The 12,425-nt window shown below is 70.5% G+C and carries 9 protein-coding genes; 7 read left to right on the top strand and 2 right to left on the bottom strand.

The window, feature by feature from the left end:
- Positions 1-5: 5 nt before the first annotated feature.
- On the bottom strand, positions 6-896 hold the full coding sequence (locus tag ABIQ69_RS14020) for an alpha/beta fold hydrolase (protein WP_350347745.1): 891 nt from the start codon (positions 894-896) through the stop codon (positions 6-8).
- 57 nt (positions 897-953) lie between these two features.
- Between ABIQ69_RS14020 and ABIQ69_RS14015 the strand changes: the two genes are divergently transcribed.
- The 7 genes from ABIQ69_RS14015 to ABIQ69_RS13985 all read left to right on the top strand — a co-directional run bounded on the left by ABIQ69_RS14015 (position 954) and on the right by ABIQ69_RS13985 (position 9,324).
- Complete coding sequence (locus tag ABIQ69_RS14015; protein WP_350347744.1) at positions 954-1,547, top strand: TetR/AcrR family transcriptional regulator; 594 nt, start codon at positions 954-956, stop codon at positions 1,545-1,547.
- A 113-nt stretch (positions 1,548-1,660) separates the two neighbouring features.
- On the top strand, positions 1,661-2,689 hold the full coding sequence (locus tag ABIQ69_RS14010) for a LacI family DNA-binding transcriptional regulator (RefSeq protein WP_350347743.1): 1,029 nt from the start codon (positions 1,661-1,663) through the stop codon (positions 2,687-2,689).
- Complete coding sequence (locus tag ABIQ69_RS14005; protein ID WP_350347742.1) at positions 2,686-4,230, top strand: sugar ABC transporter ATP-binding protein; 1,545 nt, start codon at positions 2,686-2,688, stop codon at positions 4,228-4,230. The genes ABIQ69_RS14010 and ABIQ69_RS14005 overlap by 4 nt, the downstream gene beginning before the upstream one ends.
- A gap of 196 nt (positions 4,231-4,426) precedes the next feature.
- Positions 4,427-5,422 (top strand): substrate-binding domain-containing protein, encoded by a 996-nt coding sequence (locus tag ABIQ69_RS14000; RefSeq protein WP_350347741.1) that lies wholly within the window; start codon positions 4,427-4,429, stop codon positions 5,420-5,422.
- A 127-nt stretch (positions 5,423-5,549) separates the two neighbouring features.
- On the top strand, positions 5,550-7,181 hold the full coding sequence (locus tag ABIQ69_RS13995) for a sugar ABC transporter ATP-binding protein (RefSeq protein ID WP_350347740.1): 1,632 nt from the start codon (positions 5,550-5,552) through the stop codon (positions 7,179-7,181).
- The gene (locus ABIQ69_RS13990; RefSeq protein ID WP_350347739.1) at positions 7,178-8,272 is read left to right on the top strand and encodes an ABC transporter permease; all 1,095 of its coding nucleotides are present in this window, start codon (positions 7,178-7,180) and stop codon (positions 8,270-8,272) included. The genes ABIQ69_RS13995 and ABIQ69_RS13990 overlap by 4 nt, the downstream gene beginning before the upstream one ends.
- On the top strand, positions 8,269-9,324 hold the full coding sequence (locus tag ABIQ69_RS13985; RefSeq protein WP_350347738.1) for a sugar ABC transporter permease: 1,056 nt from the start codon (positions 8,269-8,271) through the stop codon (positions 9,322-9,324). Before ABIQ69_RS13990 ends, ABIQ69_RS13985 begins: the two co-directional genes overlap by 4 nt.
- A 98-nt stretch (positions 9,325-9,422) precedes the next feature.
- Here ABIQ69_RS13985 and ABIQ69_RS13980 read toward each other — a convergent pair whose 3' ends face one another.
- The gene (locus ABIQ69_RS13980) at positions 9,423-12,320 is read right to left on the bottom strand and encodes an aminotransferase (protein ID WP_350347737.1); all 2,898 of its coding nucleotides are present in this window, start codon (positions 12,318-12,320) and stop codon (positions 9,423-9,425) included.
- Positions 12,321-12,425 lie beyond the last annotated feature (105 nt).

Below are 12,425 nucleotides of genomic sequence, written 5' to 3'. Positions count from 1 at the left end.
GGACGTCAGAGGCGGCTGTCGGCGGGGTCGTGCGCCGCCAGGAAGTCGAGGACTGCCGGCCGCACGCGGCCGGGGAATTGGCCGTGAACGGCGTGGCCGCCATTCGGAACAAGCACGATGTCGATGTCGGACACCGTCTCGCGCAGCCGGGCGGCGGCTTCGGCCGGTCGGCTCAGCACCGACTCCGCCCCGAAAATTGCGAGGGTGGGCGAGCCGATCCTCCCGAGCTCGTCATCCGTCAGAAGCCGCGCCCAACCGAGGCCCGGCCGGAAGCCCATGGCAGCGCGAGCGAGCTCCTGCTCTTCAGGCGTCGGCGAGACGCCCGGAGTGAGCCAGTCCGACAGGCGCCGCAGGCCCGATTCGGTGGGCCGGGCCGACAGGGCGGCGAACCTCAGCAGCGTCCGGAGACGGGGCCGCGCAATGAACCCGTTGGGTTCGATGAGGGTCAGGGACGTCGGCGTCGAGCGCGTGTGCATGGCGACGACCGAGGCGACCCATGCCCCGTTCGATTCGCCGAGCAGATGGACGCGGCCGAGGCCCGATCCCGCCAGTACCTCGTCGAACCATCTGCCGACGTCGGCGTCGGCTTCGAACGCTCGGGTCTGAACGGACCGTCCGGCCGTCCCGAGGATGTCCACCGCGAAGACCTCGCGAGCGTCGGCGAGCTCTCGGACCGCGGCGTGCCACGAGGGCCCGGCTCCGTTCAGCCCGTGGAACAGCACCAGTGGTGTCCCAGCGCCGGTGCCCGAGCGGGTGACGCGCGTCGTGCCGAAGGACGTGGGGACGTCGAGCGAATGCGCCGGAAGAGGCCAGAGGCTCCGGACCGACTCGTACGCCGCGGCGTAGGCATCGCGCGCGGTCGCGCTGACGAATCTTCCAACCCTCGGGCGTGCCATGCTCACTCCCTATGATACACGTGTACCAAAACGATGGTATGAGCGTATCATGAAGCGGTGCCCAAGCCAGCCGACCACGATCAGCGCAGGCGGCAGATCACCGACGCGGCGCGGCAGGTCGTCGCGCGCGATGGCCTGCGCGCTGCGACCTTCCGATCCATCGCGACCGAAGCCGGGCTCTCGGTCCGCCTCGTGCAGTACTACTTCGGGTCGAAGGAGGACGTGCTTCGAGCCACCCGGGCAGCGGTCGCCGCCGACGCCGCTCAGCGGATGCAGCGCGCAGTGTCCGAGCTCGCCGGCGACTCGCGCCCTGCCGAGGTCATCCGGGCGATCCTGCTCGAGCTCCTGCCGATCGACGTCGCCCGCCGAGAAGACACCATGGTCCTCGACGCGTTCTTCTTCGCCGAGATCACGAGCACGGCCGCGGAGACACCTTCTGATGACGCCGCGGACGCGTCCGGCTATCTTCAGGATCTCGTGTGTCAGCAGGTCGTCCTGGCCGGTGCGGATCCCTCCACGGCGGAGGCCGACGCACGGCTCATCGTCGCGGCGGCATCCGGTCTCGCCCAGGCGATGCTCGCTGATGCCCGCCTCGTCGCGCGAGCGCCGGGTCTCATCGACCGGCTCCTGGATCGGATGCTCGTCCACTGAGGCCGCGCCGGCTCGCGCCGGCGAACACGCGGTTCGGGCACCGTGCCGCCCGCCGCGAATCCGTGCCCGACCGGCGCAGGTCCGCCATCTTGCTGACGCCATAGGCTGGTGCCGTGAGTGACCTGGAGACGGGCGAGCGCCCCGAGAAGCTCGGCATCCGCGAGGTCGCCGCGCTCGCCGGGGTGTCCCACATGACCGTCTCCCGGGTGCTGAACGGACACCCGAACATCCGACCCGCAACCCGTCAGCGCGTCCTCGACGTCATCGAGGAGCTCGACTTCAAGCCGAACAGCGCGGCGCGGGCGCTGGCGACCCAGCGCACGCAGCGCATCGGCGTGATCGTCGACAGCTCGGTCGAGTTCGGGCCGACCAGCACGCTGCGCGGCCTCGAGCTCGCCGCGCGGTCGAGCGGCTACTCCGTGGCATCCGTCGCCATGCAGGACGACGCGAATCTCACGCCAGAGGGTGCGGTCAGCCACCTCATCGCCGAGGGCGTCGACGCGCTGTGCATCGTCGCCCCGCGCTCCTCCTCCGTCTCGGCGCTGCGCCGCATCTCGATCGACGTGCCCGTCCTCGTCGTGAAGGCCGCCAAGGATCCGAACTTCCTCACGGTGAGTGTCGACCAGCAGCTCGGCACCACGCTCGCCGTCGACCATCTCGTCTCGCTCGGGCATCGCGACATCCTGCATCTCGCGGGCCCGCTCGACTGGCTCGACGCGCGCGGCCGCGAGCGCGCGTTCCACACGCGCGTTGAGCAGTGGGGGCTGAAGGCGCGCCCGATCGTCGTCGGCGACTGGACCGCGGACTTCGGCTACGACTACGCGATCGGCCTGAAGGGCGTTCCCGAGTACACCGCGATGTTCGTCGCCAATGACGAGATGGCGTTCGGCGTGGTCCACGGTTTCCACGACCGCGGCATCCGGGTGCCGGAAGACGTCAGCATCGTGGGATTCGACGACCTCCCGCTCTCGCGTCACTTCATCCCGCCCCTCACGACCGTCCGGCAGGACTTCCACGCGCTCGGCATGAAGGCGATGGAGGTGCTCCGCGCCGCGCTCGAGGGTCGCGAGATCCCGCAGCGTTCGAAGATCCCGAGCCAGCTGATCACCCGCTCCTCGACCGCTGCCCCGAGGTCGTCATGAGCACGACGGATGCCTCGGCGTCGCCCATCGTCGAGATGACGGGCGTCACCGTCATGATCGACGAGACGACCGTGCTGCGCGGGATCGACTTCCGCCTGTTCCCGGGCGAGATCCATGCCCTGATGGGCGGGAACGGCGCCGGGAAGTCGTCGCTCGTGAAGGCCCTCACGGGGGCGTACCGCATCGCCGGCGGCGAACTGCGCGTCGACGGCGAGCCGGTCGTGCTCGCCGGGCCCGCGGCGGCCGAGGCGGCCGGCATCGCTGCCGCGTTCCAGGACGTGGACCTGTGCGGCAACCTCTCGATCGCGGAGAACGTGATGATCGGCCACGAGGAGCGCGGCTGGTCGGGCATCTCGTGGCGGCGGACCCGGAGTCGCGCGGTCGAGGTGCTCGACGAGCTCGGCCTCGGCGACCTCGATCCGAAGCGCGCCGTCTCCACGCTGCCCCCGGCCATCCAGCAGCTCGTCGCGATCGCGAGGGCGATGGTGACGCATCCGAAGGTGCTCGTCCTCGACGAGCCGACGTCGAGCCTCGACGCCGACGAGGTGGCGACCCTCTTCCGCGCCCTCCGCAGACTTCGCGATCACGGCGTCGCGATCCTCTTCGTCTCCCACTTCCTCGAGCAGGTCTATGCGATCAGCGACCGCATCACCGTGCTCCGCGACGCGGTCGGTCAGGGCGAGTACCGCACCCGGGAGCTCGACCGGGCGGTGCTCATCTCGAAGATGATCGGCAAAGACCTGACCGAGCTGCGGCGCATCGGGTCGGAGCGCCGGGCGCATCGCGTGGATCCGACGGGTGAGCCGGTGTACCAGGCGACCGGCGTGGGACGGCGAGGCGAGTTCGAGGCGACCGACCTCGAACTGCACCGGGGCGAGGTGGTGGGCTTCGGCGGATTGCGCGGGTCGGGCCGGAGCGAGCTGGGGCAGCTGCTCTCGGGTGTGGCCCGTCGCGACTCCGGAACGATCCGGGTGGACGGCCGCGAGGCCGCGCTGCCCAACCCGGCGGCCGCGCTGCGGCGGCGGGTCGCGTACGCCAGCGAGGACCGGCGGGACGGCGGCATCATCGAGGAGCTGAGCGTCCGCGACAACATCATCCTCGCGCTGCAAGGGATGCGGGGGTGGGCGCGGCCGATCTCGCGCGCCGAGCGCGACGCGCTGGTCGAGCGGTTCATGGAGTCGCTCCTCATCGTCGCGCCGGGTCCGGATGCCCCCGCGCGGCAGCTCTCCGGCGGCAACCAGCAGAAAGTGCTGCTCGCGCGGTGGCTCGCGACGAGGCCGCACGTGCTCGTGCTCGACGAGCCGACCCGCGGGGTCGACATCTCGGCGAAGGTCGAGATCCAGGCGCGCGTGGCGGAGCTGGCGCGCGAGGGGATGGCGGTGGTGTTCATCTCGTCGGAGCTCGACGAGGTGGTGCGGCTCAGCGATCGGATCGTGATTCTGAAGGACCGGCGGAAGATCGGCGAGGTCAGCAACGGTCCGGGGCTCAGCGTCGACACCATCATCGAGATGATCGCTGCCGACGACGAGGACGACGCCTAGAGCCCTCGGATCGGGCTGTCCGGACGGTTGCCGGATCGTTATGTTCCCGGGAACATCGGTCCTTGTGCGGCAGATTTTGTTCCCGGTAACATCGGCAGCCAGCGGCACGCATCTGGCGTCCTGCAATCACCCGGATGTCCGCTTCGCGGACGTACGCAGCCCGGCGCACGGCGCCGGATCTCAAGGAGGAGATCTCATGTCAGTTCAGAGGCGATACGCGAAGTTCCTCGGCCTGGCGGCCGTCGGCGCGCTGAGCATCGGTCTTGCCGCGTGCTCCAGCGGAGGGGGCGGCGAAGGCTCGTCCGGCGACGGCGACCTCATCACCGTCGGCTTCGTCGCGGTCGGCCCCGAGGGGGCCTGGCGCGAGGCGAACGAGACCAACATCCAGGACACGTTCACCAAGGACGCCGGCTTCGACCTGAAGTACGCCCCCGCGACCAACCTCGACCAGAAGTCGCAGATCGACGCGTTCACGTCATTCGTCGACGAGGGCGTCGACGTCATCCTGCTGTCCGCCACCGAGGCATCCGGCTGGGAGGACTCGCTGGAGCGTGCGCAGGAGGCGGAGATCCCCGTCATCCTGCTCGACCGCGGCATCGAGCCCGACGACGACAGCCTCTACGTCACCCGCATCGCGCCCGACAACGTCGAGGTCGCCGCCGCGGTCGGCGCCTGGGCCGTCGAACAGTTCCCCGATGGCGGCAACTACATCACCCTCGAAGGCCCCGCCGGCGTCGGCGTGGTCAACGAGCGCAACGAGGGCTGGGACTCGGCCGTCGACGGCTCGAAGCTCGTCGAGGTCGCCGCGCAGACCGCGAACTGGTCGGCCGAGGAGGGCAAGAGCGTCACCGAGACGCTGCTCAAGGCGAACAACAACAACGTGCAGCTCATCTTCGCCCAGAACGACGAGATGGGCCTCGGCGCGGCGCAGGCGGTCGAAGAGGCCGGACTCACCCCGGGCGTCGACGTCAAGATCGCCACCATCGACGGCACCAAGTCCGCCATGGAGGCGCTCGCCGACGGCAAGCTCAGCTTCGTGCACGAGTACAACCCGCTGTTCGGCGAGACCGCCCTCGAGGTGGTGGAGAAGACGCTCGACGGCGAGTCGGTCGACTCGTACATCATCGTGCCGAGCGAGGCGTTCGACTCGCCCGAGGCTGCGCAGGCCGTGCTCGCCGACCGCAAGTACTGACGCGCGCCTCGCCGCAGCCAAGCGGCGAACAGCACCGCGGTGCGGGGCCGGCTGCCGCAGCGGCCCCGCACCGTCATCTCGAACGGCCGATCGCGGCGTCGCGGTCGGAGCACAGAATGCGATTGTCATGAGCGAAGCACTGCCCATCGTGGAGATGCACGACATCTCCATCGAATTCCCGGGCGTCAAGGCGCTGGACGGAGTCGATTTCCGGCTCTTCCAGGGCGAGGTCCATGCGCTGATGGGAGAGAACGGCGCGGGCAAGTCGACGCTGATCAAAGCTCTCACCGGCGTCTACAAGATCGACGGCGGCTCGATCGTCGTCGCCGGCCGTGAGCGGCAGTTCCACGGGACCGGCGACGCGCAGGGCGCCGGCATCTCGACCGTGTACCAGGAGGTCAACCTCGTCACGAACCTCTCCATCGGCGAGAACGTGATGCTCGGCCACGAGGTGCGGGGGCCCTTCGGGGTCAACTGGCGGGCCACCCACGCGGCAGCGACTGAGGCGCTCGCCCGGCTCGGCCTCGACCACCTCGACACCCACCGGCCCCTGTCGACCCTCTCGATCGCGATGCAGCAGCTCGTGGCGATCAGCCGGGCCATGGCCGTCAAGGCCAAGGTCCTCATCCTCGACGAGCCGACCTCGAGCCTCGACGCGGCCGAGGTCGACGGACTGTTCCGAGTCATCCGGTCGCTGCGCGACCAGGGCGTCGCGATCCTGTTCGTCTCGCACTTCCTCGACCAGGTCTACGCGATCAGCGACCGCCTGACGATCCTCCGCAACGGCAGGTACGAGGGCGAGTACCTCACCCGCGAGCTCGACCGGCACGCGCTTATCTCGAAGATGATCGGCAAAGACCTGAACGCGCTCGCGTCGCTCGGCGGCAACCGTCGGGTCGACGAGCGCGACTACGACGGCGAGGCGCCCCTGCTCGAAGCGCGGGGGATCGGCCGACGCGGCTCGATCGGGCCCACCGACCTCGACATCCATCCCGGCGAGGTGATCGGATTCGCGGGCCTGCTGGGCTCCGGCCGGACCGAGCTCGCCCGCCTGCTCTACGGCGCCGACCGCGCCGACGAAGGAGAGGTGACCCTGCACGGCACGCGCGTCGACCTCAAGAGCCCCGCCGACGGCCTCGGCAAGCGCATCGCGTTCTCGACCGAGAACCGCCGCGACGAAGGCATCGTCGGCGACCTCACCGTGCGTGAGAACCTCATCCTCGCCGTGCAGGCGGAGCGGGGATGGGCCCGGCCCATCCCGCGCAAGGAGCAGGACGCGCTCGTGGCGAAGTACATCGCCGCCCTGAACGTGCGCCCCGCAGACCCGAACCGCCCGATCAAGAACCTCTCCGGCGGCAACCAGCAGAAGGTGCTCCTCGGCCGCTGGCTCGCCACGAACCCCGAACTGCTCATCCTCGACGAACCGACCCGCGGCATCGACGTCGGCGCCAAGGCCGAGATCCAGGAGGCGGTCGCCGCGCTCGCCGAGGACGGCGTCTCGGTCGTCTTCATCTCCTCGGAACTCGAGGAGGTGGTGCGGCTCAGCGAGCGGATCATCGTCCTGAAAGACCACCAGAAGATCGGCGAGATCGTGAACGGTCCAGACGTCACCGCCCAGCAGGTCGTCGACGTCATCGCTGCGCACGGCGTCGAGGCGGCCGTCGAGAGTGGCATCATCGATGCTGACGCGGGCCCCCACCCCGCCGAGGCTCCGCACGCGGCCGTCCCCGCGGCCGCTGCGACGGAGGAGGAAGCATGAGTACCGCTGCTCGCACGACCTGGCTGCGCGACCTCGTCCGCAAGCCGTTCTTCTGGGGGCTGGTCGCGATCGTCGCGCTGCTCGCCCTCAACGTCCTCAAGGACCCGAACTACCTCGCCGTGTCGATCAACTCCGGCAACGGTCACCTCGTGGGCAACCTGATCGACATCCTCAGGGCGTCGGCCCCGATCCTCATGATCGCGGTCGGGATGTCGCTCGTGATCGCGACCGGCGGCATCGACCTCTCGGTCGGTTCCGTGATGGCCGTGTCGGGCGCCGTCTCGATGGTGTTCCTGAAGCAGGCCGGGCAGGCGGACTCGGTCGTCGTCGCGCTCGGCGCCATGGGGCTGGCGCTCCTCGTGAGCGCGATCCTCGGCGCCGTCAACGGCGTGCTCGTCGCCTACGTCGGGCTCCAGCCCTTCATCAGCACGCTGATCATGATGCTCGCCGGCCGCGGCATCGCGAAGGTGATCACCGAGGGGCAGAACACGTCGGCATCGAACGAGCCGTTCCGCTGGGTTGCCAACGGCTTCGTGCTCGGCCTGCCCGTGGTGTTCCTCCTCGCGATCGCCATCGTCATCGTCGTGGGCCTGGTGGTGCGCCGAAGCGCGCTCGGCCTCATGATCGAGGCGATCGGCATCAACCCGAAGGCGAGCCGCATGGCGGGCATCAAGCCCAGCGGGCTGCTGCTGACGGTCTACATCCTGAGCGCGGTGCTCGCGGGCATCGCGGGCATCATGTCGGTCGGCACGGTGATGACCGTGGACGTGTCGCGGACCGGCTATCAGCTGGAGCTCGACGCGATCCTCGCCGTCGTCATCGGCGGCACGTCGCTCGCGGGCGGCAAGTTCTCGATCGGCGGCGCCGTGGTCGGCGGCCTGCTCATCGCGACCCTCGACAAGACGATCGTGTTCCTCGGCATCTCGTCGTCGGCCACGCCCGCCTTCAAGGCGATCGTCATCGTGGTGCTGTGCCTCCTGCAGTCGCAGCGCGTGCGCAGCTGGTTCGTCCAACGCCGCAAGCCGCCGCGGCCGCAACCTGAGCAGCCGTCGGTCCCGTCGAAGCAGGAGAAGCAGGAGGTGACGGCATGACCGCCGTGCAGACCCCGCGCGTCGACGGACCTTCCGAGGCATCCGCGTCGCCGACGCTCATCGACCGCGTGAAGCGCGTGGTCTCGTCGAACCCGTCGGTGCTTCCGACGGTGGCCGCGATCATCATCTTCATCGGCATGGTGATCTACGGCGAAGTGGCCTACGGGCGCATCGTGCAGTACAACACCCTGTCGAACCTGCTGATCAACAACGCGCACCTCATCATCCTCGCCGTGGCGATGACGTTCGTGATCCTCACGGGCGGCATCGACCTGTCGGTCGGCTCGGTCATCGCCCTCTCGAGCGTGGCGGGCGTCATGCTCTCCAACGCCGGCTGGAACCCGTGGGTCGTGATCGCGATGATGGTGCTCATCGGCACGGGGTTCGGGCTGGTCAGCGGCATCCTCATCCAGTACTTCAACGTGCAGCCGTTCATCGCGACGCTCGCGATGATGTTCCTCGGTCGCGGGCTCGCGGCGCTGCTCAGCACGCAGCCCGAGCGCCTCGCCGACGATTCGCCGATCCTCTGGCTCGGCGAGCAGTTCAAGGTCATCGACGGTGAGAAGGTGAACGACGTCGTCGTCACCCCCGGAGTGATCATCGCGGTCGTCGTGGTGCTCGTCGCGTTCTTCGTGCTGCACCGGACCCGCACCGGCCGCACGGTGTACGCGATCGGCGGATCCGAGAACTCGGCCGCACTGATGGGGCTCACGGTGCCGCGCACCAAGGTGCTGGTCTACGTCATCAGCGGCACGCTGTCGGGCATCGCGGCGGTCGTCTACACCTCGCGCCTCGGGATCGCGCAGAACATCACCGGCATCGGCTGGGAGCTCGACGCGATCGCCGCGACCGTCATCGGCGGCACGCTCCTGACCGGCGGCTACGGCTACGTCCTCGGCTCGGTGGTCGGAGCCCTGGTGCTGGGGCTGATGAACGTGCTGATCACACGCGACGGCGGCATCCCGCCCGAGATGACGACGATCATCACGGGCGGCATCCTGCTCGTGTTCGTGCTGCTGCAGCGCGCCGTCACCTCCAAACGGCAGACCTGAGCGTGCGGCGGGCGGGGTCGGATGCTCCGGGCATCCGGCTCCGCCCGCGTGCGGCGCCGAGCCCGGTCAGCGCCGCTCCGCCTCAGCGCCGCTCGGCCTCAGCGCCGCTCCGCCTCGCCGAGCACGGCGTCGAGGGCGTCGACGAACGCGTCCGCCTCGGCGATCGAGAGCGTCATCGGCGGTTTGACCTTGAGCACGTTCTGCCGTTCCGAGGTCGGCTGCATGATGATGCCGTGGTCGAGCAGGCGGCCGCAGATCCAGGCGGTCTCCTCCGTGGCGGGCTCGCGCGTCTCGCGGTCGCGCACCAGCTCGACGCCGAGGTAGAGGCCGGTGCCGTGCACGGTGCCGAGGAGCGGATGCCGCTCGCCGAGCTGCGCGAGCCGTTCGAGCAGGTGCCCGCCGACGCGCAGCGCATGCTCCTGCAGTCGCTCCTCGCGGATCACGTCGAGCACCGCGGCGCCGGCGACGGCCCCGGCCGGGGCGCCGGCTGCCGAGGAGAAGAACATGCCCTCGCGGCGCAGGGCGTCGACGATCTCGCGCCGGGTGAGCACCGCGCCGAGCGGGAAGGCGTTGCCCGCGGCTTTCGCCACGGCGATGATGTCGGGAACTGCGCCCAGCATCTCGGAGCCGAAGAACGCCCGGCCGAGCCGGCCGTAGCCGACCTGCACCTCGTCGGCGATCGCGAGCCCGCCGTGGGCGCGTACGGCCGCGTACGCCGCTTCGAGGTACCCGTCGGGCGGGATGACCCCGCCGGCGTTGCCGAGCACCGGTTCGCAGATGAACGCGGCAGGAGGCCGCCCCTCGTCGGCGAGCCGCCGGGAGAGATCGGCGACCTGGGCGGCGTAGGCCCGGCCGGCGTCGGGGCCGCGGTGCGGACCGCGGTACGCGTTCGGTGCGTCGACGAGGTGAACCCAGTCCGGCCGGGACCCGAGGGCCTCGGGGTTGTCGAACGCCGAGGTGCTCACGGCGTCGGCCGCCATCGTCCAGCCGTGGTAGCCCTCGCGCACGGCGATGACGTCGCGGCGGCCGGTGGCGACCTGCGCGAGGCGCAGCGCGAGGTCGATGGCCTCCGAGCCGCTGTTGACCGGGATCACCGTGTCGAGCGAGGCATCCGGTGAATGCTCGAGCAGCTTCTCGGCGAAGTCGGCGTACGCCTCGTAGAGGAAGCGCGAGTTGGTGTTCAGCAGGTGCAGCTGCCGCGAGACCCGGTCGGCGAAGCGGGGGTGCGAGTGTCCGATGGCCGAGACGTTGTTCACCAGGTCGAGGTAGGCGCGGCCCTCGGTGTCGATGAGCAGGGTGTTCCAGCCCCGTTCGATCTGCGGCGGCTCCTCGTAGTACCGCTCGGCCGCGGCGCCCATGACCCGGTCGCGACGGCGGCGCTCGGCGCGGAGGCGGAGGATCGGGTCCTCGGCCGCGGCGATGCCGATGATGGGGGAGGGGTCGGCCGCGCCCTCCGTCTCGTACTCCTCGCCCGGACCACCGAACGGTCCCGCCGCAGAGGCCGCCCCGAGGATGCGCCGGGTGATGCGCAGGCGGCCGAGCCCGGAGGCCGCCTCGCCGACCCGGGCCATCTGCTCGCCGGCCTCCGCGTCACCGGCCTCGGTGACCGCGTCGACCCCGTCGATGCGCAGGACGACCCCGCGGTCGGCGAGCTCGACGTAGCCGTCGCCCGCCCGGAGCGCGCCGGTGAACGGGGCGCAGACCGCCTGACCAGGCCGGGTCCACAGCTCGACGAACCTCGCCTTCGTCGGAGCAGGGCGGGCGACCTCCCGGGAGACGCGGGTGAGGCGGCTCTCGCCGAATCGCATGGCGGCGACCGGGGCACCCGCGAGCGCCTCGCGGGCGAGCGTGGGTTCGATGGATGCCTCGGTCCAGCGTCCGTCGTCGAGCAGGTCGCTGCGGATGCCGAGGTCGATCACGCGCGCATCGGCGAGCCCCGCGACCAGTGGCGCGTAGCGGAGGCCCCGCGCGTGCGGGCGGCCGGCGGCGAGTCGCAGCTGCGCGGTGACGGTCTCGTGGTCGTACGCGGTGGCGCGCCGGAAGACCTCCCACTCGTGTTCGATCCGCTCGCGGGCGTAGGCGTTTTCCGGGTCGATGCCGAGTTGGCTCCAGCCGCTCACTGCGAGGACGGCACCGCGCAGCACGACGAGTGGCCAGATCGCCTCGAGCTCGTCATCGCCCAGGTCGACCTCGGCGGCGAAGCCGCGCACGGCCCGGCCGACGATCGCGAGGTCGCCGGTGCGTCCGACGAGGTCGGCCACCAGCACCGCGAGCTCGGCGACCCGCCAGGATTCGGCGGCATCGCCGAGGTCGATGATCCAGTGGGCGCCGTCGGCGTCGCGCATGAGGTTGTCGCTCGTGAGGTCGCCGTGGATGATCTGGCGAGGCAGCTCGGGCAGGGCGCCGATGCGGGCCGCGGCGTCGCGTGCGGCCGTCGTGCACGCCAGGCGCCGGTCCTCCGGCAGCCAGTCGGCGAGGCCATCCACCACGTCGAGGGCGGACATCGGGTTCCACTGGGTTCGCCGCCCGGCGGCGGGGTGCCGGAGATCGCGCAGTGCTTCGACCGTGCGGCCGGCGATGGCGCCGAGCTCGGCGGCGAGCGCACCCGACAGCTCCTCGAGCTCGGCGAGCGTCTCGCCGCGTACGAGCTCGAACGCGCAGGCGTGGGCGGTGCTGCCGCCGTCGACCTCCACGGGGATGCTGCGCCGGCCGTCGACGGTGCGCAGCAGCTCCGGCGTGAGGAGGCCGCGCTCGCGCAGCCGGTCGGAGACCGCGGCCTGCAGGGCGACGGCCTCCGCTGGCAGGCTCGGATGATTCACCTTGAGCAGCGCTCCGCCGTCGCCGGTCGAGACGAGGAAGTTGCGGTCCTGCTGGCTGCCGAGCTCGCGGAGCTCGCCGGTGAGCCCGTACGCGGTGGTCGCGAGCTCGCGCACCGCGGCGAGGTCGATGTCGGGACGTGCGAGCAGCCAGGTGCCCGTCGTCGGGGCGTCATCCATGATGCGATTCTCCTCCCGCGGTGCGCAGAACACACCGCGCCGACTGTATCAGTGATGAACGAGCACCCGGATGCCGCTTCTAGTTCCATCGGATGACGCGGCACC

This window comes from Agromyces sp. G08B096, from assembly GCF_040267705.1.
Lineage (GTDB): Bacteria > Actinomycetota > Actinomycetes > Actinomycetales > Microbacteriaceae > Agromyces.
The sequence above is the reverse complement of the archived record's forward strand: the minus strand, read 5'-3'. Positions and strand labels throughout refer to the sequence as shown.

Bases quoted from the DNA above. Each gene is read 5' to 3' on its own strand.
- ABIQ69_RS14020 (WP_350347745.1), bottom strand. From the start codon at position 896: ATGGCACGCCCGAGGGTTGGAAGATTCGTCAGCGCGACCGCGCGCGAT.
- ABIQ69_RS13990 (WP_350347739.1), top strand. From the start codon at position 7,178: ATGAGTACCGCTGCTCGCACGACCTGGCTGCGCGACCTCGTCCGCAAG.
- ABIQ69_RS14000 (WP_350347741.1), top strand. From the start codon at position 4,427: ATGTCAGTTCAGAGGCGATACGCGAAGTTCCTCGGCCTGGCGGCCGTC.
- ABIQ69_RS13985 (WP_350347738.1), top strand. From the start codon at position 8,269: ATGACCGCCGTGCAGACCCCGCGCGTCGACGGACCTTCCGAGGCATCC.
- ABIQ69_RS13995 (WP_350347740.1), top strand. From the start codon at position 5,550: ATGAGCGAAGCACTGCCCATCGTGGAGATGCACGACATCTCCATCGAA.
- ABIQ69_RS14005 (WP_350347742.1), top strand. From the start codon at position 2,686: ATGAGCACGACGGATGCCTCGGCGTCGCCCATCGTCGAGATGACGGGC.
- ABIQ69_RS13980 (WP_350347737.1), bottom strand. From the start codon at position 12,320: ATGGATGACGCCCCGACGACGGGCACCTGGCTGCTCGCACGTCCCGAC.